Source organism: Xanthomonas chitinilytica (genome assembly GCF_026107455.2).
In the GTDB taxonomy this organism is placed as follows: Bacteria; Pseudomonadota; Gammaproteobacteria; order Xanthomonadales; family Xanthomonadaceae; genus Stenotrophomonas; species Stenotrophomonas chitinilytica.
Genome location: NZ_JAPCHY010000004.1, coordinates 317,676 through 343,285, shown reverse-complemented (window position 1 = coordinate 343,285; position 25,610 = coordinate 317,676). Strand labels below are relative to the sequence as shown.

General features: G+C 69.6%; 23 protein-coding genes. 16 read left to right on the top strand and 7 right to left on the bottom strand.

All coding sequences use genetic code 11. The features are described 5' to 3' along the window. Positions 1–2 precede the first annotated feature (2 nt). The 8 genes from dxr (at position 3) to rnhB (ending at position 9,543) form a co-directional block, all read left to right on the top strand. Positions 3–1,202 carry a 1-deoxy-D-xylulose-5-phosphate reductoisomerase gene (dxr, locus tag OK345_RS07415; RefSeq protein WP_265127281.1) on the top strand — a complete coding sequence of 400 codons (1,200 nt, stop codon included), beginning with the start codon at positions 3–5 and terminating at the stop codon, positions 1,200–1,202. A gap of 26 nt (positions 1,203–1,228) precedes the next feature. After that, positions 1,229–2,587, top strand: coding sequence for an RIP metalloprotease RseP (gene rseP / locus OK345_RS07410; protein WP_265127280.1), 1,359 nt, complete (start codon positions 1,229–1,231; stop codon positions 2,585–2,587). Positions 2,588–2,658: 71 nt separating this feature from the next. Further along, positions 2,659–5,088: an outer membrane protein assembly factor BamA gene (bamA, locus tag OK345_RS07405; protein WP_265127279.1), complete on the top strand. Its 2,430-nt coding sequence runs from the start codon at positions 2,659–2,661 to the stop codon at positions 5,086–5,088. A gap of 228 nt (positions 5,089–5,316) precedes the next feature. Continuing rightward, entirely contained in the window at positions 5,317–6,339 is a 1,023-nt protein-coding gene (gene lpxD / locus OK345_RS07400) for a UDP-3-O-(3-hydroxymyristoyl)glucosamine N-acyltransferase (RefSeq protein WP_265127278.1), read from the top strand. After that, complete coding sequence (gene fabZ, locus OK345_RS07395; protein ID WP_265127277.1) at positions 6,336–6,794, top strand: 3-hydroxyacyl-ACP dehydratase FabZ; 459 nt, start codon at positions 6,336–6,338, stop codon at positions 6,792–6,794. Before lpxD ends, fabZ begins: the two co-directional genes overlap by 4 nt. An 18-nt stretch (positions 6,795–6,812) precedes the next feature. Next, a complete protein-coding gene (gene lpxA, locus OK345_RS07390) occupies positions 6,813–7,604 on the top strand; it encodes an acyl-ACP--UDP-N-acetylglucosamine O-acyltransferase (protein WP_265127276.1) in 792 nt (263 codons plus the stop codon). Continuing rightward, entirely contained in the window at positions 7,601–8,875 is a 1,275-nt protein-coding gene (gene lpxB / locus OK345_RS07385; RefSeq protein WP_265127275.1) for a lipid-A-disaccharide synthase, read from the top strand. Before lpxA ends, lpxB begins: the two co-directional genes overlap by 4 nt. 38 nt (positions 8,876–8,913) lie before the next feature. Beyond that, on the top strand, positions 8,914–9,543 hold the full coding sequence (gene rnhB, locus OK345_RS07380; protein ID WP_265127323.1) for a ribonuclease HII: 630 nt from the start codon (positions 8,914–8,916) through the stop codon (positions 9,541–9,543). Between the two features lie 15 nt (positions 9,544–9,558). Here rnhB and OK345_RS07375 read toward each other — a convergent pair whose 3' ends face one another. Together OK345_RS07375 and OK345_RS07370 are read right to left on the bottom strand one after the other, a co-directional pair. Further along, positions 9,559–10,017 (bottom strand): hypothetical protein, encoded by a 459-nt coding sequence (locus OK345_RS07375; RefSeq protein ID WP_265127274.1) that lies wholly within the window; start codon positions 10,015–10,017, stop codon positions 9,559–9,561. 49 nt (positions 10,018–10,066) lie between these two features. Next, a complete protein-coding gene (locus OK345_RS07370; RefSeq protein WP_265127273.1) occupies positions 10,067–12,199 on the bottom strand; it encodes a winged helix-turn-helix domain-containing protein in 2,133 nt (710 codons plus the stop codon). A 150-nt stretch (positions 12,200–12,349) separates the two neighbouring features. Between OK345_RS07370 and OK345_RS07365 the strand changes: the two genes are divergently transcribed. The 5 genes from OK345_RS07365 to OK345_RS07345 all read left to right on the top strand — a co-directional run bounded on the left by OK345_RS07365 (position 12,350) and on the right by OK345_RS07345 (position 18,519). Continuing rightward, a complete protein-coding gene (locus OK345_RS07365; protein ID WP_265127272.1) occupies positions 12,350–12,988 on the top strand; it encodes a hypothetical protein in 639 nt (212 codons plus the stop codon). A 41-nt stretch (positions 12,989–13,029) separates the two neighbouring features. Then, the gene (locus tag OK345_RS07360; protein WP_265127271.1) at positions 13,030–13,410 is read left to right on the top strand and encodes a hypothetical protein; all 381 of its coding nucleotides are present in this window, start codon (positions 13,030–13,032) and stop codon (positions 13,408–13,410) included. Between the two features lie 129 nt (positions 13,411–13,539). Beyond that, a complete protein-coding gene (dnaE, locus tag OK345_RS07355; protein ID WP_265127270.1) occupies positions 13,540–17,118 on the top strand; it encodes a DNA polymerase III subunit alpha in 3,579 nt (1,192 codons plus the stop codon). 226 nt (positions 17,119–17,344) lie between these two features. Beyond that, complete coding sequence (locus tag OK345_RS07350) at positions 17,345–18,304, top strand: acetyl-CoA carboxylase carboxyltransferase subunit alpha (protein ID WP_265127269.1); 960 nt, start codon at positions 17,345–17,347, stop codon at positions 18,302–18,304. A 29-nt stretch (positions 18,305–18,333) separates the two neighbouring features. Further along, the gene (locus OK345_RS07345) at positions 18,334–18,519 is read left to right on the top strand and encodes a hypothetical protein (RefSeq protein WP_265127268.1); all 186 of its coding nucleotides are present in this window, start codon (positions 18,334–18,336) and stop codon (positions 18,517–18,519) included. A gap of 345 nt (positions 18,520–18,864) precedes the next feature. Here OK345_RS07345 and OK345_RS07340 read toward each other — a convergent pair whose 3' ends face one another. Further along, positions 18,865–19,317: a CopD family protein gene (locus tag OK345_RS07340; protein WP_265127267.1), complete on the bottom strand. Its 453-nt coding sequence runs from the start codon at positions 19,315–19,317 to the stop codon at positions 18,865–18,867. A gap of 64 nt (positions 19,318–19,381) precedes the next feature. Between OK345_RS07340 and OK345_RS07335 the strand changes: the two genes are divergently transcribed. Beyond that, a complete protein-coding gene (locus OK345_RS07335) occupies positions 19,382–19,975 on the top strand; it encodes a class I SAM-dependent DNA methyltransferase (protein WP_265127266.1) in 594 nt (197 codons plus the stop codon). A gap of 171 nt (positions 19,976–20,146) precedes the next feature. Next, the gene (locus OK345_RS07330) at positions 20,147–21,463 is read left to right on the top strand and encodes a polyhydroxyalkanoate depolymerase (RefSeq protein WP_265127265.1); all 1,317 of its coding nucleotides are present in this window, start codon (positions 20,147–20,149) and stop codon (positions 21,461–21,463) included. A 424-nt stretch (positions 21,464–21,887) separates the two neighbouring features. Here the strand turns inward: OK345_RS07330 and OK345_RS07325 are convergent, their stop codons facing one another. Next, entirely contained in the window at positions 21,888–22,877 is a 990-nt protein-coding gene (locus OK345_RS07325) for a sensor domain-containing protein (RefSeq protein ID WP_265127264.1), read from the bottom strand. Beyond that, the gene (locus OK345_RS07320) at positions 22,874–23,239 is read right to left on the bottom strand and encodes a PadR family transcriptional regulator (protein WP_265127263.1); all 366 of its coding nucleotides are present in this window, start codon (positions 23,237–23,239) and stop codon (positions 22,874–22,876) included. Before OK345_RS07320 ends, OK345_RS07325 begins: the two co-directional genes overlap by 4 nt. Positions 23,240–23,415: 176 nt before the next feature. On the opposite strand from OK345_RS07320, the gene OK345_RS07315 reads away from it, so the two are divergent. After that, positions 23,416–24,333: a peptidylprolyl isomerase gene (locus OK345_RS07315; protein WP_265127262.1), complete on the top strand. Its 918-nt coding sequence runs from the start codon at positions 23,416–23,418 to the stop codon at positions 24,331–24,333. Between the two features lie 55 nt (positions 24,334–24,388). On the opposite strand, the gene OK345_RS07310 is transcribed toward OK345_RS07315, so the two are convergent. Continuing rightward, positions 24,389–25,279, bottom strand: coding sequence for a DMT family transporter (locus OK345_RS07310; RefSeq protein WP_265127261.1), 891 nt, complete (start codon positions 25,277–25,279; stop codon positions 24,389–24,391). Next, on the bottom strand, positions 25,276–25,536 hold the full coding sequence (locus OK345_RS07305) for a cyclase (protein WP_265127260.1): 261 nt from the start codon (positions 25,534–25,536) through the stop codon (positions 25,276–25,278). Before OK345_RS07305 ends, OK345_RS07310 begins: the two co-directional genes overlap by 4 nt. Positions 25,537–25,610 lie beyond the last annotated feature (74 nt).

Here is a 25,610-nt window from a genome sequence, read left to right as displayed (position 1 = left end):
CCATGTCCGTCCTGTCTTCCCCGCGTCGGATCGCGGTCTTCGGTGCCACCGGCTCGATCGGCGCCTCGGCGCTGGACGTGATCGCCCGCCATCCCGAACAGCTGCACGCCAGCGTGCTGGCGGCCGGGCGCGACGTGGCCGGGCTGCTGGCGCTGTGCGTGCGCCACCGGCCGGCGCATGCGGCGATCGCCGACCCGGCACTGTTCGCCGCACTGCGCGACGGCCTGCGTGACGCCGGGCTGGCCACCGAGGCCCATGCCGGCGCCGCCGCCATCGATGCGCTGGCCGGCAGCGACCAGTGCGACACCGTGGTGGCCGCCATCGTCGGCGCCGCCGGGCTGTCCTCGACCCTGGCCGCCGCCCGTGCCGGCAAGCGCCTGCTGCTGGCCAACAAGGAATCGCTGGTGTTGGCCGGCGAGCTGCTGACCCGCGAGGCGGCCACCGCCGGCGCCGAGATCATCCCGATCGACAGCGAGCACAACGCGATCTTCCAGTGCCTGCGCTCGCGCGACGCCAGCGTGGACGGTGCCGGCGTCCGCCGCATCATCCTCACCGCCTCCGGCGGCCCGTTCCGCGGCCGCAGCCGCGCCGAACTGGCCGCGGTGACTCCGGCGCAGGCGGTGGCGCACCCGAAGTGGTCGATGGGGCCGAAGATCTCGGTCGATTCGGCCACGCTGATGAACAAGGGGCTGGAGGTGATCGAGGCCCACCACCTGTTCGGCGTCCCCGGCCAGCGCATCGAGGTGGCGGTGCACCCGCAGAGCCTGGTGCACTCGCTGGTGGAGTTCATCGACGGTTCCACCCTGGCCCAGCTGGGCCTGCCGGACATGCGCACCACCCTGGCGGTGGGCCTGGGCTGGCCGCGGCGGATCGAATCCGGCGTTTCCGGACTGGACCTGCTCACCCAGGGACGACTGGACTTCGAGGCCCCCGACCACGACGCCTTCCCCTGCCTGCAACTGGCCTGGCGCGCGATGGAGGCCGGCGGCAGCGCCCCGGCCATCCTGAACGCCGCCAACGAAGTGGCCGTTTCAGCCTTTCTTCAGGGCCGCATCGGTTTCCTGTCGATCCCTGCGCTGGTCGAACACGCCCTGGCCTCCCTGCCCGGAGCGGCTGCCGATACACTGGATGCCCTGCTGGCGGCGGATACGCAATCACGTCAGATCACCGAGACCGCCATCGCCCGATCCCCGCATGCCTGACCCCGTCCCTCAACCGAGCCGCATACATGGGTGACTTCATCGGATCCGTCTGGTGGATGATCGTCAGCCTGGGCGTGCTGGTGACGTTCCACGAGTTCGGCCATTACTGGGTGGCGCGACGCTGCGGGGTGAAGGTGCTGCGCTTCTCGGTCGGCTTCGGTCGCCCGCTGTGGTCGCGCCGCAACCGCGCCGGGACCGAATTCGCCATCGCCGCGATCCCGCTGGGCGGCTACGTGAAGATGCTCGACGAGCGCGAGGGCGACGTGCACCCGGCCGAGCGCGCGCACGCGTTCAACCACAAGACCGTATGGCAGCGCATCGCCATCGTCGCCGCCGGCCCGGCCGCCAACCTGGTGCTGTGCCTGGCGCTGTTGTGGGCGATGTTCGTGATCGGCAAGCAGGACTACTCGGCCACCATCGGCCGTACCGCGGACATGGCCGCCAGCGCCGGCTTCGCCGCGGGCGACCGCGTGCTGAAGGTCGGCGAGCGCGAAGTCTCGACCTGGGCCGAGGCCAGCATGGCGCTGACCACCACGGCGATGGACCGCCTCGACGCCCGCGTCGAGGTCCTCGACGCCAACGACCAGCTGCGCACCCGCATCCTGCCGCTGTCGCAGCTGCCCGCCGGCTTCGACGAGCGCCAGGTGCCGGTGCTGGCCGGCATCCGCTGGCAGTTCTGGCTGCAGCCGGCGCTGGTCGAGAAGGTCCGGCCGCAATCGCCCGCAGCCGGCGTGCTGCAGCCCGGCGACCGCATCCTCGCCATCGATGGCCGCCAGGTGGATGGCGCCGACCAGGTCCCGGCGCAGATCCAGCAGTTGGGCGAGCGCGGCGGCACCGGCATGATCGAGGTCGAGCGCGATGGCGAGCGGCTGGCGCTGGAAATCGTCCTCCGCGCCGATCCGGACGCCGCCGCCGAGCAGCGCTGGCTGCTCGGCATCAATTTCGTCACCGGGCAGATGCCGCCCTACGACGCCCGCCGGCAGTACGGCCCATTCGCGGCAGTGCCGGCAGCGATCAAGGAAACCGGCAAGCTGGCCCGCGACTCGCTGGGCATGATGCGGCGGATGCTGACCGGCCACGCCTCGGTGCAGAACATTTCCGGCCCGGTCACCATCGCCCGGGTCGCCAACGCCTCGGCCCAGCGCGGACCGGACTGGTTCCTCTACTTCCTGGCGCTGCTGTCGCTGAGCCTGTGCATCATCAACCTGCTGCCGATCCCGATCTTGGACGGCGGACACCTGCTGTATTACCTTATCGAGTTGGTCAAGGGCAGCCCGCTCAGCGAGCGGGCCGTCATCGCCGGCCAGTACATCGGCCTGGCGCTGCTGGCCGGGCTGATGGGGTTGGCGTTCTACAACGACTTCCTCGGCCTGATCCCGCGATGAACTTTTCCATGCTGTCGTCGTCATACGCCGGCATCCACGCACTATCGAAATCGACTCCAACCGGACGTGACATGACGCGACTTCCCAATCGCCGCCTGCTAGCCCTTGCCCTCGCTGCCGGCCTCGGCGCCCCTGCCCTGGCGCAGGCGGCCGAGCCGTTCACCGTCAGCGACATCCGCGTCGACGGCCTGCAGCGCATCTCCTCCGGCACCGTATTCACCTACCTGCCGGTGGAACGCGGCGACACGGTCGACGACGGCAAGGCCGGCGACACCATCCGCGCCCTGTACCGGACCGGCTTCTTCGAGGACGTGCAGCTCGACCGCCAGGGCGACATCCTGGTGGTGACGGTCAAGGAGCGCCCGGCGATCAACAAGCTCACCGTCACCGGCAACAAGGACATCAAGAGCGAGCAGCTGCTCAAGGGCCTGAGCGACATCGGCCTGAGCGAGGGCGGCACCTTCGACCGCCTGAGCCTGGACCGCGTGACCCAGGAACTGCGCCGCCAGTACAACGACCGCGGCAAGTACACCGTGGAGATCACCCCGACCGTCAGCCCGCTGGACCGCAACCGCGTGGACATCGCCATCGCGATCAAGGAAGGCAAGGCGGCCAAGATCCGCCACATCAACCTGGTGGGCACCGAGAAATTCCCGGCCGAGGACATCCTCGACATCTGGGAATCGAAGGAACACAACTGGGCCTCGTGGTACCGCCGCGACGACCAGTACTCCAAGGAAAAGATGTCCGGCGACCTGGAGAAGCTCAACTCCTGGTACCTGGACCGCGGCTACGTGGACTTCAGCATCGACTCCACCCAGGTGTCGATCAGCCCCGACAAGCGCGACATGTTCATCACCGCCGGCGTCACCGAAGGCGAGCAGTACACGATCTCCGAGATCAAGGTCACCGGCGATACCGTGCTGCCGCAGGAGGACGTGGAGCGGATGGTGTTCCAGAAGGCCGGCGACACCTTCTCGCGCGCGCTGCTGGAATTCAGCGCCGACGCCATCACCAACAGCCTGTCCAACATCGGCTACGCCTTCGCCAAGGTCAACCCGATCCCGACCAGCAACCGCGAGGAGCGCACGGTCGCGATCAACATGCAGGTGGTGCCGGGCCCGCGCGTGGCCGTGCGCCGCATCGTCTTCCAGGGCAACACCCGCACCTCCGACGAGGTGCTGCGCCGCGAGATGCGCCAGTTCGAGAACAGCTGGTATTCGCAGGCGGCGATCGATCGCTCCAAGATCCGCCTGCAGCGCCTGGGCTACTTCGAGTCGGTGGACGTGGAAACCCCCGCCGTCACCGGCAGCAACGACCAGGTGGACGTGGTCTACAACGTCAAGGAAACCACTTCGGGCAGCTTCGTGTTCGGCCTGGGCTACTCGCAGTCCTACGGCATGACCACCTCGGTGCAGCTGTCGCAGAACAACTTCCTCGGCGGCGGCAACCGGGTGTCGGTGGAGGCCTCGCGCAGCAGCTACCTGCAGCGCTACGGCTTCTCCTACATGAACCCGTACTTCACCGACGACGGCGTGTCGCTGGGCTACAACCTGTCCTGGCGCGAACTGGACTACTCGGACTTCAACACCGCCCAGTACAACAGCACCAACGGTGCCGCGCAGATGGTGTTCGGCGTGCCGATCACCGAGAACGACACCGTCTCGGTGATGTTCGGCATCGACAGCAACCAGATCACCACCTACCGCGGCTACACCCCGCAGGCGATCATCGACTACATCGATGCCGTCGGCCAGCGCACCTTCCATTCCTGGCGCACCGAGCTGGGCTGGGCGCGCGATACCCGCAACGACTACTTCATGCCCACCCGCGGCACCTACCAGCGCGTGGGCCTGGAAGTCGCCCTGCCCGGCTCCACGGTCGAGTACTACAAGCTCAATTACCAGATCTCCAAGTACTGGCCGATCATGCCGTCGCTGGTGATCAATACCCGCGTCGAGCTGGGGTATGGCGATTCCTACGGCAGCGACAAGGTCCGCGACATCTGCTGGGTCGATGTCCCGGCCACCGATACGTCTTACGCGACCACCGAAGTGGTGGACTGCGCGACCAATCCGACCGCCAACCACCGCCAGGTGAAGGCGTCCGGCCTGCCGTTCTTCGAGAACTTCTACGCCGGCGGCACCAACTCGGTGCGCGGCTTCGAGGACAACACCCTGGGCCCGCGCTCGGAAGCCATCGGCGGCTACGTCAACGGCCAGCCGCTGGGCGGTTCGCTGAAGACCGTGGGTTCGATCGAAGCCTACTTCCCGAAGCTGTTCGACAGCCCGTCGGCACGCGTATCGGCCTTCATCGACGTCGGCAACGTCTACAACGGCACCGACAACTTCAAGGCCAACGAACTGCGCGCCTCGGCCGGCGTGGCCCTGCTGTGGCGTGCCCCGGTCGGCCCGATCTCGATCAGCTATGCGTTCCCGTTGAAGAAGGAAGACGGCGACGAGATCGAGCGGTTGCAGTTCACCTTTGGCGGGCAGTTCTGACGAACTGCCCGCACGCCCAAGGCAAAGCCTTGGGCACCCCTGGTTTCGCCATGCGAAACCAGGGGCCGCGCTCCTGCCTTCCGATCCCCCCGCCTTCGGCGCGCCCCCTTACCAAGGGGGCTCTCCTCCAGAACGATTCCAGCGCCGTGGCCGACGCCGGCGCGCGTGCAGGGCTTGCTCGCACGCATGCCGCATGACCGCGCCACCGCCAGACGGTAAACTCCCGGCGTGAATACTCCGACTTATACCGCCCAGGAACTGGCCGACCGCTTCGGATTGCAGGTGCACGGCGCTCCCGGCACCGCCATCCACGGCGTCGCCACCCTCGCCCACGCCGGCTCCGGCCAGCTCACCTTCCTCGCCAATCCGCGCTATCGCCCGCAGCTGGCCGACAGCCGCGCCTCGATCGTGGTGCTGCGCGCCGACGATGCCGAGGCCGCGCCCGGCACCGCGCTGGTCGCCAAGGATCCCTACACCACGTTCGCCAAGATCGCCGCGCTGTTCGACGTGGCGCCGGCGCGCGCCCCGGGCATCCATCCCAGCGCCTGCATCGACCCGGAAGCCACGGTCTCGGCGAGCGCCCACATCGGCCCGTTCGTCACCATCGGTGCCCGCAGCGTGGTCGGCGACAACTGCATCGTCGGCCCCGGCAGCGTGATCGGCGAGGACTGCAGCCTGGACACCGGCTGCGAGCTGATCGCCCGCGTCACCCTGGTCACCCGCGTCAAGCTGGGCAAGCGCGTGCGCATCCATCCCGGCGCGGTACTCGGCGCCGACGGCTTCGGCCTGGCGATGGACGGCGGCCGCTGGATCAAGGTGCCGCAGCTGGGCGGCGTGCGCATCGGCGACGACTGCGAGATCGGCGCCAACACCTGCGTCGACCGCGGTGCGCTGGAAGACACCGTGCTGGAAGAAGACGTACGCCTGGACAACCTGGTGCAGATCGCGCACAACGTGCAGATCGGCGCGCATTCGGCCATCGCCGGCAGCACCGGCATCGCCGGCAGCGCCAAGATCGGCCGCTACTGCCTGCTCGGCGGTGCGGTCGGCGTGGTCGGCCACCTGGAAATCTGCGACAAGGTCGTGATCACCGGCCGCTCGGTGGTCCGCAACTCCATCCATGAGCCGGGCGAGTATTCGTCCGGCACCCCGTTGACCGACAACCGCACGTGGCGCAAGAACGCCGCGCGCTTCAAGCAGCTGGACAGCCTGGCAAGGCGCATCCTGGCTGTGAGCAAGGAGAAGGAATGAACGCAAGCCTGCAGCTGCCCATCGACGTCCGCACCATCCAGGCGCTGATCCCCCACCGCTACCCGTTCCTGCTGGTGGACAAGGTGGTCGAGCTCGATGTCGAGGGCAAACGCATCGTCGCGCACAAGAACGTGTCCATCAACGAGCCGTTCTTCCAGGGGCACTTCCCCTCCCAGCCGATCATGCCCGGGGTGCTGATCATCGAGGCGCTGGCCCAGGCCGGCGGCGTGCTCACCCAGCTTTCGCTGGGCCGCGACGCGCAGTCCAAGCTGTTCTACATGGTCAAGGTCGACAACGCCCGCTTCAGCAAGCAGGTGGTGCCGGGCGACGTGCTGGAGCTGCACGTGCAGGTCAAGCGCGTGATCCGCAACATGGCGGTGTACTACGGCGAGGCCAAGGTGGACGGCGAAATCGTCGCCTGCGCCGAGGTGCTGTGCGCCGGCACCCGCGATTGACCCGGGACGGAGGACACGATGAGTGACAACACGCCCCTGATCCACCCCACCGCGGTCGTCGATCCGTCGGCGAAGCTGGCAGCGGACGTACGCGTCGGCGCCTTCAGCCTGATCGGCGCGGACGTGGAGATCGGCGAAGGCACCGTCGTCGGCCCCCATTGCAGCATCCACGGGCCGACCCGGATCGGCCGCGGCAACCGCTTCATCGGCCATGCCGCCATCGGCGGCGAGCCGCAGGACAAGAAGTTCGCCGGCGAACGCACCGAGCTGGTGATCGGCGACCGCAACGTGATCCGCGAGTTCGTCACCATCAACCGCGGCACCGGCGGCGGCGGCGGCATCACCACCGTCGGCGACGACAACTGGATGCTGGCCTATACCCACGTGGCGCACGACTGCCACGTGGGCAACCACTGCGTGTTCTCCAACAACACCACCCTGGCCGGGCACGTCAGCGTCGGCGACTACGTGATCATCAGCGGCTTCGCCGGCGCCCACCAGTTCTGCCGGATCGGTGCGCACGCCTTCCTCGGCATGGGCGCGCTGACCAACGGCGACGTACCGCCGTTCACCATGGTCGGCAGCGACTCGCTGGGGCGCCCGCGCGGCATCAACAGCGAAGGGCTCAAGCGCCGCGGCTTCGACCCCGCGCGCATCGCCGCGATCAAGCGCGCCTACCGCACGCTGTACGTGGCCGGCCTGCCGCTGGCCGAGGCCAAGCAGCAGCTGGCCGAACAGGCGCAGTCCAGCGACGACGTGCGCGACCTGCTGGCATTCATCGACAGCGCCGAGAGGCCGCTGTTGCGATGACCGCGACGACCGGACAGCCGCGGACCACGCCGTTGGCCGGCGACGCACCGGTCGCCGTACCGCTGCCGGCCAGGCAACCGCAGCCGACCGGCAGCGAGCGGCCGTTGCGCATCGCCCTGGTCGCCGGCGAGGCCTCCGGCGATGGCCTCGGTGCCGGCCTGATCGACGAGTTGCGGCGCCGCTTCCCGGATGCCGAGTTCAGCGGCATCGGCGGCGACGCCATGCGCAACAGCGGCTGCCAGACCTGGTTCGATGCCAGCGAGCTGGCGCTGATGGGCCTGGCCGAAATCCTGCGCCACCTGCCGCGGCTGCTGAAGCTGCGCCGCGAATTCCGCGAGCGCGTGCTCGCATGGCAACCGGACGTGTTCATCGGCATCGACGCCCCCGACTTCAACCTGGGCGTGGAGAAGTGGCTGAAACAGCGCGGCATCCGCACCGTGCACTACGTCAGCCCCTCGGTCTGGGCCTGGCGCGAGAAGCGCGCCGAGAAGATCGGCGCCAGCGCCGACATGGTGCTGTGCCTGTTCCCGATGGAGCCGCCGATCTATGCCCGCCACGGCATCGACGCGCGCTTCGTCGGCCATCCGATGGCCGACGAGATTCCCGCCTGCTGCGACCGCGAGCAGGCCCGCGCCGAGCTGGGCCTGTCCTCCGCCGCCAAGGTGCTGGCGGTGCTGCCGGGCAGCCGCCTGGGCGAGGTCGGCCGGCTGGGCGGCAACTTCTTCGAGGCCGCCTGGCAGGTGTCCGAGCGCATCCCCGGCCTGCACGTAGTGGTGCCGGCCGCGAACGACGCATGCAGGCGGCTGATTTCCGAACAGTTGTCGGCCTCGGCGTTGCCGGTGGCCTATTCGCACCTGCTCGACGGCAACGCGCGCACCGCGATGGTCGCCGCCGACGTGGTGCTGCTCGCCTCGGGCACCGCGACGCTGGAAACCATGCTGGTCAAGCGGCCGATGGTGGTCGGCTACCGCGTGGCCGAACTCACCTATCGCATCGTCAAGGCGCTGGGGCTGCTGAAGGTGGATCGCTACGCCCTGCCCAACATCCTGGCCGGGCAGGACCTGGCGCCGGAACTGATGCAGCACGACTGCACGCCGGACAAGCTGGCCGCCGCAGTCCTGCGCTGGTTCGACGAGCCGCAGCTGGCCGCCGCGCTGCAGCCGGTCTACCAGCGGCTGCACGACGAGCTGCGCTGCGACGCCTCCGCGCGCGCCGCCGAGGCCATCGCCGAACTGCTGGCCAGGCCGGCCGCCGCCGGCGCCACGCCGTGAACGCCCGCCGCAGGCCGCGCGGCGCCGGCAACGCCTCGCTGGCGCTGTTCGACGACGCGGCATTGCCGGGCACCGTGCCGGGTTTCGTGGCCGGCGTGGACGAGGCCGGCCGCGGGCCGCTCGCCGGCCCCGTCGCGGTGGCGGCGGTGGTGTTCGATCCGGCGCGCCCGCGGATCAACGGCCTGGACGACTCCAAGCAGCTCACCGCGGCCCGCCGCGAAGTGCTGTACGAACGCATCGTCGAGCGCGCCCTGGCCTGGCACGTGGTGCTGATGGAGGTCGAGGAGATCGACCGCCTCAACATCTACCAGGCCACGATGGAAGGCATGCGCCGCGCGGTGGAAGGCGTGGCCCACGTCGCCCGGTTCGCCCGCATCGACGGCAACAAGGTGCCCAAGGGCCTGCCCTGCGCCGCCGAGGCGCTGGTCGGCGGCGATGCGCTGGACCGCTCGATCATGGCCGCCTCGATCGTCGCCAAGGTCACCCGCGACCGCATCATGCTGGCGCTGCACCAGCAGCACCCCGAGTACGGCTTCGACCTGCACAAGGGCTATGGCACCCCGGCGCACCTGGCGGCGCTGCGCACGCACGGCCCCTGTCCGCACCACCGGCGCAGCTTCGCGCCGGTACGGGCCAGCCTTGCCGGCGGAACCGGCGTCCCCGGCTGAGCCGGTGCCGGACGCTCAGCGCGGCACGATCTTGATCCCGGGATCGCCGGCCATCGCGCCCAGCACGATGTCGTAGTTGATCGGCGTCTCGCTGCCGACCTCCTTGGCGATGATGCCCACCTGCTGGCGCCCGTCCTGCCGGTGCGAGGGGAACTGCCTGGGCGCGGCCAGCCGTTCGCGCTCGCCGGCCGCGGCGGCGGCATGCCCCGGGCTGTCGGCGAACACCAGCTTGAACGCGGTGGCGTCCTGCTCGGCCGTACGCCACACGATCTCCATGCCGCTGCGCACCACGCACAGGCGCGGCCGCGCATCCGGACGGCCATGGGTGAGGACGATGTCCACGTGGACCCGGTCGATGCCGGGAGCCGGCTTGCTGGTGGTGCACTGGGCCGTGCCCGCGGGTGGCGGTTCGCGCACCACGCAGGCGGTGGCGGCGAGGCACAGCGACAACGGCAGCAGCATTCGGATCTTCATGGCGACGCACTCCTGGTTGAGGTCCGCCGCCACGGACAGGAACGGGACTTCAGCTTCCCCCTTCTTCCTCGATGCCCGCGACGGCGAAACCCCGCACCGCCAGCAGCGCCAGCACCCGCTGGCGCGGGATTCCACGCTCCAGCGCGGTGGCCACGCAATCCTGCGCGCCGGCCGGGTCGTCCAGCAGCGACAGGACCTGGGCGCACCACAGCGCCACCTCGCCCGGTTGGCTGCCCAGCGCCTGCGCCTTTTCAAGGTCGTCGCGCGCCTGCCGGTGCTCGCCGAGATTGGCCCGGTACCAGGCCAGCGCTCCCAGCGCATAGGCATCGTTGTTCTTCACCTCGACGTAGCGCTGCGCCAGTTCCGCCGCGCGCCGGTACGGCGGTTGCGCCCGCCCGGCAGTGGCCGGCAACGCCGCCAGCGCATCGCCCAGGTTGCCCCAGTGCAGGTAGTCGTCCGGCTGCAGGTCGGCGGCGCGCTGGAACATGTCGGCCGCGCCATGGTAGTCGCCGGCATCGAACTTCATCGCCCCGAGATTGGTCAAGGCGCCGGCATTGGGCTCGATCGACAGCGACATGTTGAAGGCGCGCGCGGCCTGCTCGGTATCGCCGCCGGCCAGGTACAGCCCGCCCAGGCTGCTCCACAGCCGGCTGTCGTCGGGCTGTACCCAGGTGGCATGGGTGTAGGCGGCGATGGCCTGGTCCACGCGTCCGCGCAGCCAGTGGTGGTAGCCCAGCGCCTTGTAGATCTGCCCGTCGCCGGGCCGTACCGCCAGGGCCTGGGTGAAATGCTCCAGCGCCTGCGGTTCGTTCCCCAGCGCGCCGAGGCTGCGGGCCATGCCGACCTCGGCGTCGGCCCGCAGCGCCGGATCGGCCGCGGCCTGCCGGTACAGCGCCAGCGCCCCGGAGGGATCCCCGCCGACCCGCGCGATGTCGGCCATCGCCAGCCGGACCTCGAGCAGGTCCGGCCCCATCTCCGCTGCGCGGGTGCAGGCCAGCCGTGCGCGCTGGAAGGCCTCGGCATCGCTCACCGTCTCCAGCCGCGCGATCTCGGCACGACAGATGCCGGCCTGCGCGCGGGCGAAGCCCGGGTCCTTGGCCAATGCGCGCCGGAAGTACTCCAGCGCGCGGGCGTGGCTGCCCTCGCCGCTCGGCCGCAGCAGTTCGTCCAGGCCGTGCAGGTAGTTGTCGTAGGCATCCAGGTCCCGGGTCGGCGCCAGCCGCTGCTGCAGCCGCTGGTGGTCGCCCGGCAGGCGGCCCAGCAGTTCCTTCACCACCTCGGCGGCGATCTCGCCCTGCAGCGCGAACAGGTCGGCGATCTGGCGGTCGTAGCTGCCGCTCCACAGGGTCGCGCCCGATTGCGTATCGCTGAGCCGGGCATCGACCCGCAGGTGGCCGTCGATCCGTTGCACGCGCGCCTCCAGCACCGTGGCCACGCCCAGGATCCGGCCGATGCGGCGGGGGTCGCGGCCCTCGCGGTCGGCAAGGCCGCCGTACTGCCGCGCGGCCACCTTCAGGCCGGGCACCCCGGCCAGCGCATCGTGCATTTCCATCGCCAGGCCGACGGCGAAATAGCGCTCGTCGGCGGCATCGCCGGGGCTGGTGAACGGCATCACCGCGATCGAGGCCTCGTCCACCGCAGGTGCCGGCGGCCGCAGCCACCACCCGAGCCCCCCCGCGACCAGCAGCGCCAGCACGGCCAGCAGCGCGATCCGCCACCACCGGCCGCGCAGCCGCCGGGCGAGCCCGGCCGACCAGGCCGCCAGCACCATCCGTGCCGGCGGTACCGGCACCGGCCCGTCCGCGGGTTCCGCAGAAGCCGGGGCCGGGGGCGCCGCTTCGGCCGCGGCCGCTTGCGCCGGCTGCAGGTGGCCGATGAAGCGGTAGCCCAGCGCGTGCTGGGTCTGGATATAGCGCGGCTGCTGCGAATCGTCGTCCAGCGCCGCGCGCAGCTGGGCGATGACCCGGGTCAGTACCCCGGGGGTGACGTGGCGATGGCCCCAGACCGCATCCAGCAGCTGGTCGCGCGGAACCAGCTCGCCGGCATGGCGCAGCAACAGCAGCAGCACCGCGAAGGCCTTCGGCTCGACGGAAAGCAGCTGCCCGTCGCGGTGCAGCGTATGGGCGATGGCATCCACCGCGACACCGTCGAACCGGTACCGCTCGGATGGCTGAACAGGCATGTCCGGATCGTCCATCGGCCGGCCCTCATGAAAACCTCATAAAACAGACCAATCACTGCCTGAAGGCTCCGCCCGCCGTCATGACACATCCTACGCCCACGCCGATGCTGGTGGCGCGCCGGGATTGCCGGCGTCCCCCAGGAGACCGCCATGTACGCCACCGCCGAAAACTTCCCCCTGCCGCCGGTGCTGGACCAGGCCCCCAGCCCGCTGCACCGCCGCCGCCATATCGGCCCGTTCGAACCATCCGCCGGCGACATCGACCGCTTCAACCGGCTGCTGGCCCGGCTGGGCCGCACCCGGGCGCCGCTGCAGTGCGACCAGCTGGTCACTGCCGCCCGCACCCTGGCCGCCCACGACCCCGGCCAGCCCCCGGCCTGCATCCGCCAGCGCCTGCAGCGCGCCGAACTGATCGAACAGCTGCTCGACGACCGCGACTGGCAGCCGGCCGAGAACGTGGTGCCCATCGCCACCGATGTCGTCCGCTACCTGCACGGCCCCTGGCACCTGCTGCCGGTGGAACTGCCGCTGGCCGCGCATCTGGACGATGCCATCGCCATCGATACCGCATGGCCGCGGCTGGTTCCGGAACTGTCCGACTACCGCGACTTCCGGCGCCTGCGGCGGATCGAGGCCGAGCTGCGCGGCTGCCGCAGCGAGGACCTGCCGTTCGACCGTGCGGCCTGGCTGCAGGCACGCCAGGCCGAGGCCGAGCTGCTGGCGCACCGGCGCCGGGTACGCGAGAGCAGCTATGCCCCGGAAGCGCCGGCCCGGTTCCGCGTGCACTGACGCCGGCCCGCGCCGCCCTTTCCATCACCGCGAGGTGCGCGATGTTCTCCAGCCATCGCTCCGATCCGGCCACCCCGTCGCCCCGGGTGGCCGATACCGGCATCCCGTCCCAGGACATCGACCGGGCGTTCCTGCTGCGCAGCATGCTGACCGACCTGGGCTGGTGCGGCGATCCGCGACTGCGCCAGCGGTTGCAACAAGCGCTGTGCATGGAACTGGCCGGGGAATGCGCGCCGGCCTCCGCCGACGCGCGGGTATCCGACCACGAGATCGCCCGCTACGTGGAATACCGGCGCTGGTGCCGGCTGCAGGCACTGCTGAACGACTGGCCGGATACCGCCGGGCATGGCTCGCGCGAGGAGTTCGAAGCCGCCCGGCTGGCCGAAAGCGGCGCGGCCATGGCCCCCGGCCGGCCGCGCTGAGCCGGCGGCGGCGCACGCCCGGCCAGCCCCCTGACCGGTGCCGCCTCGCCGGCCGCTACGCGGGCGCTGTCAAGCCTTGTCCGCTCCCCGTGCCGCCGCTACCCTGCCCGGGCATCATTCTGGTCCGGCATGTCCACTTCCCGTTTCGTCCATCTCCACGTCCACACCGAGTTTTCGCTGGCGGATTCGACCATCCGTGTCCCGGCGAAACCGGATCAGGCCGACCCCAAGAAGGCCAAACAGGCCAACCTGCTCAGCCGCGCGGTCGAACTCGGGCTGCCGGCGCTGGCGGTCACCGACCTCAACAACCTGTTCGCGCTGGTCAAGTTCTACAAGGCGGCCGAGACCGTCGGCATCAAGCCGATCGCCGGCGCCGACCTGGTGATCGCCGAAGAGGGCCAGAGTCCCTGGCGGATGACCCTGCTGTGCCGCGACCGCGAGGGCTACCTGAGCCTGTCGCGGCTGCTCACCCGCGCCTGGATGGAGGGCCACCGCAACGAAGGCGGCGTGGCCGTGCATCCGCAGTGGCTCAAGGACAGCTGCCACAACCTGTTCGCGCTGGCCGGCCGCGACAGCCTGGCCGGGCGCCTGGCCGGCGAAGGCCGCCACGACCTGGCCGAACAGCAGCTGGCCGACTGGCAGCGCGTGTTCGGCGACGGCCTGCACCTGGAGTTGACCCGCACCGGCCGCGACGGCGAGGAGGCCTTCAACCAGTTCGCGCTGATGGCCGCCGGCCAGCGCGGCCTGCCGGTGATCGCCAGCAACGACGTGCGTTTCCTGTCGCCGGACGACTTCCCCGCGCACGAGGCGCGCGTGTGCATCTCCTCCGGCCGCGTGCTGGACGACCCCAAGCGCCCGCGCGACTACAGCGAGCAGCAGTACCTCAAGTCGGCCGAGGAGATGTGCGCGCTGTTCGCCGACATCCCCGACGCCATCGACAACACGCTGGCGCTGGCGCAGCGCTGCAACATCGAGATGCGGCTGGGCACCTACTTCCTGCCCAACTATCCGGTGCCCGACGACGAGACCCTGGACAGCTGGATCCGCAGCGAGGCGCGCAGGGGCCTGGAAGCGCGGCTGGAGAAGAACCCGCTGGCCGAGGGCAAGACCCGCCAGGACTACTTCGACCGGCTCGAGTTCGAGCTGGACACCATCATCAAGATGGGTTTCCCCGGCTACTTCCTGATCGTGGCCGACTTCATCCAGTGGGGAAAGAACCAGGGCATCCCGATCGGCCCGGGCCGCGGTTCCGGCGCCGGCTCGCTGGTGGCCTGGGCGCTGCAGATCACCGACCTGGACCCGCTGCCGTACAACCTGCTGTTCGAGCGCTTCCTCAACCCCGAACGCGTGTCGATGCCCGACTTCGACATCGACTTCTGCATGGACCGCCGCGACGAGGTGATCGACTACGTCGCGCGCAAGTACGGGCGCGAGCGGGTCAGCCAGATCATCACCTACGGCACCATGGCGGCCAAGGCGGTGGTGCGCGACTCCGGGCGCGTGCTCGGCTTCCCGTACGGCCTGGTCGACGGCGTGGCCAAGCTGATCCCGAACATCCTGGGCATCTCGCTCAAGGACGCGATGGGCGAAGGCAAGGATTCGGAGATGGCCTCGCCGGAGCTGATCCAGCGCTACCAGTCCGAAGACGACGTGCGCGACCTGATCGACCTGGCGCGGCAGCTGGAGGACCTGACCCGCAACGCCGGCAAGCACGCCGGCGGCGTGGTGATCGCGCCCGAGCCGCTGAGCGAATTCTGCCCGCTGTTCGCCGAACACGACGAAGGCGGCCGCGGCAAGAACCCGGTCACCCAGTTCGACAAGAACGACGTGGAAGAAGTCGGCCTGGTGAAGTTCGACTTCCTCGGCCTGCGCACGCTGACCATCATCGACTGGGCGGTGAAGGCGATCAACAAGCGCCATGCGCGCGCCGGCATCCCGCCGGTGGACATCGCCGCGATCCCGCTGGACGACGCGCCCACCTACAAGGACATCTTCGCCAACGGCAACACCGGCGCGGTGTTCCAGTTCGAATCCTCGGGCATGCGCCGGCTGCTGAAGGATGCGCGGCCGGACCGTTTCGAGGACCTGATCGCGCTGGTGTCGCTGTACCGCCCCGGGCCGATGGACCTGATCCCGGACTTCAACGCGCGCAAGCACGGCCAGCAGGAGATCGTCTATCCCGATCCGCGCACCGAAGCCATCCTGAAGGACACCTACGGCATCATGGTGTACCAGGAGCAGGTGATGCAGATGGCGCAGATCGTCGGCGGCTACTCGCTGGGCGGCGCCGACCTGCTGCGCCGCGCGATGGGCAAGAAGGTGCCGGCGGAAATGGCCAAGCACCGCGAGATCTTCCGCGAGGGCGCGGCCAAGGGCGGCGTCGACGGCCCCAAGGCCGACGAGATCTTCGACCTGATGGAGAAGTTCGCCGGCTACGGCTTCAACAAGTCGCACGCCGCCGCGTACGCGCTGGTCAGCTACCAGACCGCCTGGCTCAAGCGCCACTACCCGGCCGAGTTCATGGCCGCCACGCTGTCCTCGGACATGGACAACACCGACAAGGTGGTGGGCTTCCTCGACGAAGTGCGCAACCTCGGCCTCAAGGTGCTGCCGCCGCGGGTCAACGACTCGGCCTACATGTTCGAGGCCGCCACCCCGGACACCATCCAGTACGGCCTGGGCGCGATCAAGGGCGTCGGCCAGGGCGCCTGCGAGGCGGTGGTGGAGGAACGGCTGCGCAACGGCGCGTACACCAGCCTGCTGGATTTCTGCACGCGCATCGAGTCGGGCAAGCTCAACCGGCGCACCCTCGAGGCGATGATCAACTGCGGCGCGCTCGACGGCCTGGGCAAGAACCGCGCCTCGCTGATGCTGCAGCTGCCGGAGGTGATCAAGGCCACCGAGCAGATGGCGCGCGAGAAGGCATCGGGCCAGAACTCGCTGTTCGGCGCGCCGGACCCGGCCAACACCGCGCTGCAGCTGGACCTGCCGGAAAGCAAGGAATGGCCGCTGGGCCAGTTGCTGGAGGGCGAGCGCGAAACGCTGGGCTTCTACCTGAGCGGACACCCGTTCGATCCCTACGCCGGCGACGTCAAGGAACTGGTCGGCACCGACCTGGGCATGCTCGAAAAGCTGATCCCGCCGGCCCGCCCCGGCAAGGATGGCGAGAAGCGCGCCTGGCGCCAGGAAACCCCGGTGATCCTGGCCGGCCTGGTCATCGGCGTGCGCCGCAAGGGCGACAGCCAGGTGTTCATGCAACTGGAGGACGGCAAGGGCCGGGTCGAGTGCAGCGCATTCTCCGATGCGATGGCCGAGTTCGGCCACCTGCTCACCCGCGACCGCGTCCTGATCGTCAAGGGCGGCCTGCGCGAGGACGAATTCAACGGCGGCTACGCCCTGCGCATCCGCCAGTGCTGGGATTACGAGCAGGTCTGCGCCGACTACGCGCTGCGCATGTCCATGCGCGTGGACCTGCGCCAGCGCGACGCCTGGAAGCGCATCGATGCGCTGCTGGCCGCGCACCGCCCCGGTCGCACCCCGCTGCGGCTGGACGTGCTGCTGTCCTCGCCGCAGGGCGGCGTGGCCGGCATGCTCGACCTGGGCGGCGGCAATGCGGTGCGCGTCGATCCGCAGCTGCTGGAAACCCTGCGCGCCGACCCGGCGGTACGCACGCTCAAGGTCAAGTACAGTCCGCCCTGGGCCAACTGACCATTGCCCGGAAGCGCCATGGAACGACTCCTCGTGCCCGTCCCGCTCGCCCCCGCTCCCGGCGGCTGCAGCCAGGACCGGTCGCCGGCATTCCCGGTCGACAACCCGGCCGGTGCCGCGCCCGCCCGGCGCGTCGGCGGCAAGGACCGACATTCCAGACCCCGGCGTACGGGACCGGAACACGCGTTCGGCTACACTTTCCCCCTTTACTCTGCGACGGCTGCCGATGAATCCGAATTACCTTGACTTCGAGCAACCCATTGCCGATCTGGAAGCCAAGATCCAGGAACTGCGCAATGCCAGCACAGGCCCTGCAGTCAATGTCGAGGCCGAAGTCAACGCCCTGCGCGACAAGCTGCGCGTGCGCACCGCGCAGATCTTCCGCGACCTGTCCTCGTGGCAGATCTCGCAGCTGGCCCGGCACCCGGCCCGGCCCTACACGCTGGACTACATCAAGGTCTTCTGCGACGAATTCCAGGAACTGGCCGGCGACCGCGCCTATGCCGACGACAAGGCCATCGTCGGCGGCCTGGGCCGCATCGCCGGTCGTCCGGTGATGATCATCGGCCAGCAGAAGGGCCGCGACACCAAGAGCAAGATCGCCCGCAACTTCGGCATGCCGCGCCCGGAGGGCTACCGCAAGGCGCTGCGCCTGATGAAGATGGCCGAGCGCTTCAAGCTGCCGCTGCTGACCTTCATCGACACCCCCGGCGCCTATCCCGGCATCGGCGCCGAGGAACGCGGCCAGTCCGAGGCCATCGCCCGCAACCTGATGGAGATGGCCGAACTGAAGGTGCCGGTGATCTGCACCGTGATCGGCGAAGGCGGTTCCGGCGGCGCGCTGGCCATCGGCGTCGGCGACCGCACGCTGATGCTCGAGTACGGCACCTACTCGGTGATCTCGCCCGAAGGCTGCGCCTCGATCCTGTGGAAGGACGCCGGCAAGGCCAAGGACGCGGCCGAGCAGCTCGGCCTGACCGCCAAGCGCCTGAAGGCGCTGGGGCTGGTGGACAAGGTGGTGCGCGAGCCGATCGGCGGCGCCCACCGCAACCCGACGCAGATGGCCAGGCGCCTGAAGGCGGTGCTGCTCAACGAGCTGGACGCATTGGAACAGCTGCCGATCGAGCAGTTGCTGCAGAAGCGCTACGAGCGCCTGCGCGGCTACGGCGCCTACGAGGCGGCATAATCCTTCCGGTCCCCCAGGAGCGGAACGCCATGAACTTCGAGAGCCACCTGTGGCTGTGGGCGTTGTTGCTGTTCGTGGTGCCGCCGTTGCTGGTGGCCGCGGTCAACCGGCTGGTGCGCAAGCGCCGCGTGTTCGACGTCAACCTGCTGCTGGCCTGGTTCGTGGCGGTGTGCTGGCTGTTCGCGATCGGCGTGATCCTGCTGGCGGTGCTCTGACGCGCCCGCCAGGCACCAGCGGAAAACCGGCCCGAGGGCCGGTTTTTTCGTTCCTGACCCGACGGAGAGGATCGTGGCGCCCCCGTGTCGCGACTCACGTCGCTCCTACAAATAGCGGGAATACCTTGTGGGAGCGACGTGAGTCGCGAGCTTTTCGGGCAACCGACAAGGCAACCGGAGAGTCCCCCCGACTTTCCGGCTCTTGTCCTCCGGAGAAGGCAGCCGATGCTCCTCTGTCGCGACTGACGTCGCTCCTACAAAGAGCGGAGAGACGTTGTAGGAGCGACGTCAGCCGCGAGCTTTTCGAGCGGCTGTTGCCTCGCCGGCCTGCCCGACGCCCCCGCCTCAGAACGGCTTGGCGATCACCAGCCACACCACCGGCACGAACAGCAGCAGCGGCAGTTCGTTGAACCAGCGCAGCGCGCGCGAGGACGGCAGCGCACGGCCCTTGAGCGTGGCCTTGAGCCAGCGGCCGCTGAAGATGAAATAGGCCAGCAGCAACACCACCAGCCCCAGCTTGGCATGCAGCCAGCCGGCGCCCGCCCCCACCATCGTCGGGAACGCGGGGAAAACCTTGTAACCCAGCCACAACACCAACCCGAGGAGGAAGGCCAGGCCGAACATGTGGTGGCCGAAGCGGTACAGGCGCTGGCCCATCAGCTGCAGCCGCTCCACCACCTGCGGCTGCCCGGCCGCCTCGCTCAGGTTCACCAAAATCCGCGGCAGATAGAACACCGAGGCCATCCACGCCACCACGAACACCAGATGGAAGGACTTGATCCAGAAGTAGGCCTGCATGCGCGCGCTCCAGGTGGCTGGCGTAGGATGTGCGGCATTTTCGCCGATACGGCAACGGGCGTACATGGACAAGCACTACGATCAGGCCTATTTCCAGCGCTGGTACCGGCGCGACGACATCGGTGGCGGCGCACGGTTGGCACGCAAGGTGGCACTGGCCGTTTCGCTGGCCGAGTACTACCTGGAGCGCCCGCTCCGCAGCGTGCTCGACATCGGCTGCGGCGAGGGCGCCTGGCGCGCACCGCTGCTCAAGCTGCGCCCGCGCGCGCAGTACATGGGCTTCGACAGCAGCGACTACGCGGTGCGCCGCTACGGCCGCACCCGCAACCTGCACCCGGCGCGTTTCGGCGATTTCGCCTGGCTGCGGCCCTGCGCGCCGGTGGACCTGCTGGTGTGCTCGGACGTGCTGCACTACGTTCCCAGCCGCGAACTGCGCCAGGGCCTGCCCGGACTGGCCGAACTGTGCGGCGGTGTGGCGTTCCTTGAAACCTTCGCCGCCGAGGACGAGTTCGATGGCGACCACGAGGGTTTCCAGTCGCGGCCGGCCAGCTGGTACCGGCGCCAGTTCGCCGGCGTCGGCTTCACCGCGGCGGGCTCCCACTGCTGGCTGGCACCGGCCCTGGAAGGACACTCGGCGGCGCTGGAACGGGGCCGCTGAGCGATCCCGCGTCCTGGCGAAAGGTGGTCCGCTGGCTCGCCCGCATTGCCGGAATGCGCCCCCTTGCCGCGCAGGCTCCCCGGGAGCGACGCCGGTCCCGGCGTTAACGCGGGTCCGGCACGATTGCGCTATGCTGCGCGGCAACATATGAATGTACATATTTGATCCGGCATGCTCTATCAACTCCATGAGTTGACCCGCAACCTGCTCGCCCCCTGGGTGCATCAGGCACAGGCCAACGCCACGTTCTTCGCCAATCCCGGTCACTGGTGGTCGTCGCTGCCCGGCGCCGAGCGCCTGGCCGCGGTCAACGAGCTGTTCCACCGCATCGGCAAGGACTACGAAAAGCCCGAGTGGGGCATCCACGAGATCGAGCTCGACGGCGACATCGTGCCCGTCGCGCAGCTGACCGAGCTGGAAAAGCCCTTCTGCAAGCTGCTGCGCTTCAAGCGCCACAGCAACGAGACGCCGAAGGTGGAAGCGATGCTGCAGCAGCCGGCCGTGCTGGTGGTGGCGCCGCTGTCCGGGCACCACGCCACGCTGCTGCGCGACACCGTGCGCACGCTGCTGCGCGACCACCGCGTCTACGTCACCGACTGGATCGACGCGCGCATGGTGCCGGCCAGCGAAGGCGAGTTCGGCCTGGACGACTACATCGACTACGTGCAGGAATTCATCCGCCACCTCGGCGCCGACAAGCTGCACGTGGTCAGCGTGTGCCAGCCGACGGTGCCGGTGCTGGGCGCGGTGTCGCTGATGGCCAGCCGCGGCGAGCCCACCCCGCGCTCGCTGGTGATGATGGGCGGGCCGATCGACGCCCGCTGCAGCCCCACCGCGGTCAACAACCTGGCCACGCGCAACCCGCTGTCGTGGTTCGAGAACAACGTCATCCACACCGTGCCGGCGCCCTACCCGGGCCAGGGCCGGCGCGTGTACCCGGGCTTCCTGCAGCACGCCGGCTTCATGTCGATGAACCCCAGCCGCCACCTGATGTCGCACTGGGACTTCTACACCGACCTGGTCAAGGGCGACATGGACGACGCCGACGCCCACCGCCGCTTCTACGACGAGTACAACGCGGTGCTGGACATGCCAGCCAAGTACTACCTGGACACCATCCGCGTGGTGTTCCAGGAATTCCTGCTGCCGCGCGGCGAATGGTACGTGCGCGGCGAGCACGTCGACCCGTCGGCGATCCGCGACACCGCGCTGCTGAGCGTCGAGGGCGAGCTGGACGACATCGCCGGCCTCGGCCAGACCGAGGCGGCGCAGGCGCTGTGCACCGGCATCCCGGCCGAGCGCCGCAGCCACTTCATCGTCGAAGGCGCCGGCCACTACGGCATCTTCAGCGGCCGCCGCTGGCGCGAAGTGGTCTACCCGCAGCTGCGCGACTTCTTCGCCGCGCATTCGCAGCCGCCGGCCGCCGCCAAGCCGCGCCGGAAGGCCGTGAGCAACGTCACCCCGCTGCGCCGCCGCGCGCAGGGCTGAGCGGCAAGCGGAAGGTTTTCTCCCCATTCCAGGGGAGAAGCACGCTCCCCGTTGCCGTTCGGAAAGCTCGCGACTGACGTCGCTCCTACAACAGCCTGGGGACCTTGCAGGAGCGACGTCAGTCGCGACAACCAGCAGGACGAGCAGCCGCCGGCCACCAAGCTACGCCGGAAGGCCGTCAGCAACGTCACTCCGCTGCGTCGCCGCGCGCAGGGCTGAGCGGCAGACGGAAGGTTCTTCTCCCCATTCCAGGGGAGAAGCACGTACCCCGTTGCCGCTCGGAAAGCTCGCGACTGACGTCGCTCCTACAACAGCCAGGAGACCTTGTAGGAGCGACGTCAGTCGCGACAGCCGGCAGGACCAAACGAAAAGGGCGGGATGCGCGATGCATCCCGCCCTTCTTCATTTCCGCTCCGGCGATGCCTCAGAGCCGCACCAGCAGGTGCTTGGCCATCATCCCGTGCAGCCGGCCGATGCCGCGGGCCAGGTGCAGGGTGACGAACAGCAGGATCACCCCGAGCACCGCCATCACCGGCGTCAGCCACATCGGCAGCATCTGCTGGCCGTTGATGTAGATGCCCGGATGGACGCCGGTGAACAACGCCGCGATCGGCGACCAGATGAGTCCCAGCGACAGCGACAACAGCGTGGTGGCGATGGTGAAGTAGAGGATGCCCAGCGGCAGCATCAGCACGAAGTACAGCAGGGTCAGCCAGGTACGGCCATCGGTGAACATGGCGCCGATGCGTTGCAGCCAACCCTGGCTGCGGTCGGCATAGGGGGGCCGGCGCGGCATGCGCTCGCCCAGCAGCGCCTCCACCAGCCGCCCCTCCAGCAACGACAGGCCGCGTACCGAGCCGAAGAACAGCACCGCCACCGGAATGCCGATGATCAGGACCATCAGGCCCAGCGACAGCGACAGGCCGGTCACCACCCAGGTGAAGAAGAAGGTGCCGGTGGCCAGCGACAGCAGCATGTAGAACAGCGCGCCGTAGGTACGCGGCTCCAGCGCCACGCCGAAGAAGCGCCCCGGCAACGAGCGCGATCCGGCCGACGGCATCTGCGGCGGAACCGCCCTGGCACCGGCCGCGGCCGCTGTCGCCGCCATGGTGCCAACGGCGGGAGCCGCCCCGGCACTGGGGGTGCGCAGCGCGCGACTGACCGTGATCTCGGTTTCGCGATAGATCTCGGCCACCTCTTCCGGCGCGCCGTAGCTGCCCGCCACCCCGGCGATCACCTCGGCCTCGCTCTTGCCGGCCTGTTCGGCCAGTTCCGAGCGCAGATATTCCTCGGCGTCGTAGAGCGCGTCCTGGATCATCGCCGGGTCGGCCCCGGCCAGGGCCGCGCGCAGCTGCGCCAGGTATTCGGGAATGGTGGTCGGCAACGGCCGGCCGCCTTCGGTCTCTCGGTTCATTCGGTCATCCCTCCCAGCACTGAATCCACGGAATCACGGGTGGCGCACCAGGCCGCGGCCCATTGCCGCAGCGCTGCCCAACCGTCGTCGTTGATGCGGTAGTAGCGCCGCGGCGGTCCGGAGACCGACGGCTCCACATGGCTTTCCAGCAGCCCGGCTCCTTCCAGGTTGCGCAATACCGGATACAGCGCGCTCTGCTTGCCGCTGAGCACTCCGCTGCCGACGCGTTCCAGCTCCTTGGCGATCAGGTAGCCGTACATCGGCTCCTGCGCCTTGGCCAGTACCGCCAGCAGCGCCAGCGATACCGTACCGGCGCTGAGTTCCTTCTGGAATTTCTTCAGATGGGCTTCGGTGTCGCTCATCGCCCGGCTCCTGGCTGGCTAGCTTGAAGCAAACACTACTATTCACTTCGGTATAGCGAATGTGCTGTTAGTAACGCCCCCTTCCGACAGGAGCACCCCGTGACGCCGGCGGCTGGCCGCGGCCGGGGCGGATCGCGCAGAATCGGCGGCACTGCCGACAGCGGATGCCCCGAACCATGACCTGCCGCCCCACCCTGATCGCCTGCGCGCTGGCGCTGGCCGCGTTTGCTTCCACCACCGGCGCCACGGAGAAATACCGCAGCGCCCAGGAGATCCTGGACGCCTCGCCGGCCAGCGACTGGCGCACGCTCGACCCGGCCAACACCCTGTACATGGACGTGGAAGGCGGGCGCGTGGTGATCGAACTGGCGCCGGCCTTCGCCCCGGAACACGTGGCCAACATCCGCACCCTGGCCCGCGGGCACTTCTGGGACGGGCTGAGCATCTACCGCTCGCAGGACAACTTCGTGGTCCAGTTCGGCGATCCCGATGCCGACGAGGCCGGCAAGGCGCGTTCGCTGGGCTCGGCGAAAACCCGGCTGCCGGCCGAGTTCGAGCGCCCCTCGCAGGGCCTGGCCTTCGACGCCCTGCCCGACACCGACGGCTGGGCCGACCGGGTCGGCTTCGTCGACGGCCTTCCCGCGGCGCAGGACGACCAGGACGGCACCACCTGGCTGGCCCACTGCTACGGCGCGCTGGGCGCCGGCCGCAACATGGAGGCCGACAGCAGCGTCGGCGCCGAGCTGTACGTGGTCACCGGGCAGTCGCCGCGCCAGCTCGACCGCAACATCACCCTGGTCGGGCGCGTGGTGAAGGGCATGGAACTGCTCAGCGCCATCCCGCGCGGCCCCGAGCCGATGGGCTTCTACGAGGATGCGGAGCAGCGCGCGCCGATCCGCGCGATCCGCCTGGCCAGCGAACTGCCGCCGGCCGAGCGCCTGCCGCTGCAGCTGCTGCGCACCGACTCGACGACCTTCGCCGAGGCCACCGAAGCGCGCCGCAACCGCCGCGACGATTTCTACAAGCGCCCGGCCGGCCATATCGACCTGTGCAACGTGCCGCTGCCGGTACGGCTGGCGCCGGCGACCGAGTGACGCATGGGACGCCGGGGCCGGACCGGCACTCCGCCGGACCGGCCCTGCCGCATCGTCAGCGCTTGCGCGGGGCGTACTGGCTGACCGCCACGCTGCCCAGGATCAGCAGTCCCGCCGCGAGCATCGCCAGCGTCACCGGCTCGCCCAGGAACAGCCAGGCCAGCAGCACGCCGAACAACGGGACCAGGTAGGTGACGGTGGACGCACGCGCCGCACCCACGCGGTGGATCAGCCGGTAGAAGATCAGGAACGCCAGGCCGGTGCACAGCACGCCCAACGCCAACGCGGCGGCCCAGGCCAATGGCGGGATCGGAGCGCTGGGCCATTGCAATACCGCCGGCACCAGCAGCAGCAGCGCGCTGCAACTCAGGGTGGCCGCGGCCGATGCCGCCGGCGGCAAGCCCGCCATGTAGCGCTTGACCAGGTTCACGCCGACGCCATACAGCAACGCCGCCAGTGCGCCGGCGAACACCGCGGTGGTCACGCTCAGGCCCGACACCTTGGCGGTCGCCAGCACCACCACCCCGGCGAACCCGACCAGCAGCGCCAGCGCCCGGCGCACGCCGATCTTCTCGCCGAAGAACACGAACGCCACCAGCGCCGCGAACAGCACCGTCATCGCGTTGCAGATCGCGCCGATCGCCGCCGGCGCGCGTTGCGCCGCCCAGGCGAACAGCACGAAGGGAATGGCCGAGTTGATCAGCCCGATCAGCGCCAGTCGCGGCCACAGCCGCAACGGGAACTGCGCCCGCGCCTGCCACAGGAACGGCATCAGCACCAGCGCACCGGCCGCCAGCCGCAGTTCCACCAGCGCGGTCGCGCCGAACGGCGTGGCGGCGATGCGCATGAACAGGAACGAGCCGCCCCAGATCGCGCCCAGCAGCAGCAGTTCCAGCGGCGTGCGCCAGTCGCGGCTGGCCGTCGCCTCGGCCGGGAGCGCGCTCATGCCGTCGCCTCCACGCCGCGCTTGTGCGCCTCGGCGATCACCCGCCGGCGCAGGATCCGCACCTGCCCGACCATCAGCAGCCGCAGGTCGCGCACCAGCCGTTCGGCCAGCGCGGCATCGTCGATGTCGTCGCCGGCGATGTCCAGGCGGAAGTCCTGGCCCTGCAGGCCGCCGCCGTTGCTGAAGTCGATCTCGAAATCGAACACCGCGCGGTACTCGCGGCCGCCCGTCGCGGCGGAGGATGGAGTGACGCTCATTGCAGTATCGGCACCGGGGGAAAGGGCGATCAGGATCGGCCGCCGCCGGCGCCCGGACAAGCGCGTAGTATCGC

Excerpts from the sequence above, each read along its gene's own strand:
- dxr (WP_265127281.1), top strand. The coding sequence starts at position 3 with ATGTCCGTCCTGTCTTCCCCGCGTCGGATCGCGGTCTTCGGTGCCACC.
- rseP (WP_265127280.1), top strand. The coding sequence starts at position 1,229 with ATGGGTGACTTCATCGGATCCGTCTGGTGGATGATCGTCAGCCTGGGC.
- bamA (WP_265127279.1), top strand. The coding sequence starts at position 2,659 with ATGACGCGACTTCCCAATCGCCGCCTGCTAGCCCTTGCCCTCGCTGCC.
- fabZ (WP_265127277.1), top strand. The coding sequence starts at position 6,336 with ATGAACGCAAGCCTGCAGCTGCCCATCGACGTCCGCACCATCCAGGCG.
- lpxA (WP_265127276.1), top strand. The coding sequence starts at position 6,813 with ATGAGTGACAACACGCCCCTGATCCACCCCACCGCGGTCGTCGATCCG.
- lpxB (WP_265127275.1), top strand. The coding sequence starts at position 7,601 with ATGACCGCGACGACCGGACAGCCGCGGACCACGCCGTTGGCCGGCGAC.
- OK345_RS07375 (WP_265127274.1), bottom strand. The coding sequence starts at position 10,017 with ATGAAGATCCGAATGCTGCTGCCGTTGTCGCTGTGCCTCGCCGCCACC.
- OK345_RS07370 (WP_265127273.1), bottom strand. The coding sequence starts at position 12,199 with ATGCCTGTTCAGCCATCCGAGCGGTACCGGTTCGACGGTGTCGCGGTG.
- OK345_RS07365 (WP_265127272.1), top strand. The coding sequence starts at position 12,350 with ATGTACGCCACCGCCGAAAACTTCCCCCTGCCGCCGGTGCTGGACCAG.
- OK345_RS07360 (WP_265127271.1), top strand. The coding sequence starts at position 13,030 with ATGTTCTCCAGCCATCGCTCCGATCCGGCCACCCCGTCGCCCCGGGTG.
- dnaE (WP_265127270.1), top strand. The coding sequence starts at position 13,540 with ATGTCCACTTCCCGTTTCGTCCATCTCCACGTCCACACCGAGTTTTCG.
- OK345_RS07350 (WP_265127269.1), top strand. The coding sequence starts at position 17,345 with ATGAATCCGAATTACCTTGACTTCGAGCAACCCATTGCCGATCTGGAA.
- OK345_RS07345 (WP_265127268.1), top strand. The coding sequence starts at position 18,334 with ATGAACTTCGAGAGCCACCTGTGGCTGTGGGCGTTGTTGCTGTTCGTG.
- OK345_RS07340 (WP_265127267.1), bottom strand. The coding sequence starts at position 19,317 with ATGCAGGCCTACTTCTGGATCAAGTCCTTCCATCTGGTGTTCGTGGTG.
- OK345_RS07335 (WP_265127266.1), top strand. The coding sequence starts at position 19,382 with ATGGACAAGCACTACGATCAGGCCTATTTCCAGCGCTGGTACCGGCGC.
- OK345_RS07330 (WP_265127265.1), top strand. The coding sequence starts at position 20,147 with ATGCTCTATCAACTCCATGAGTTGACCCGCAACCTGCTCGCCCCCTGG.
- OK345_RS07325 (WP_265127264.1), bottom strand. The coding sequence starts at position 22,877 with ATGAACCGAGAGACCGAAGGCGGCCGGCCGTTGCCGACCACCATTCCC.
- OK345_RS07320 (WP_265127263.1), bottom strand. The coding sequence starts at position 23,239 with ATGAGCGACACCGAAGCCCATCTGAAGAAATTCCAGAAGGAACTCAGC.
- OK345_RS07315 (WP_265127262.1), top strand. The coding sequence starts at position 23,416 with ATGACCTGCCGCCCCACCCTGATCGCCTGCGCGCTGGCGCTGGCCGCG.
- OK345_RS07310 (WP_265127261.1), bottom strand. The coding sequence starts at position 25,279 with ATGAGCGCGCTCCCGGCCGAGGCGACGGCCAGCCGCGACTGGCGCACG.
- OK345_RS07305 (WP_265127260.1), bottom strand. The coding sequence starts at position 25,536 with ATGAGCGTCACTCCATCCTCCGCCGCGACGGGCGGCCGCGAGTACCGC.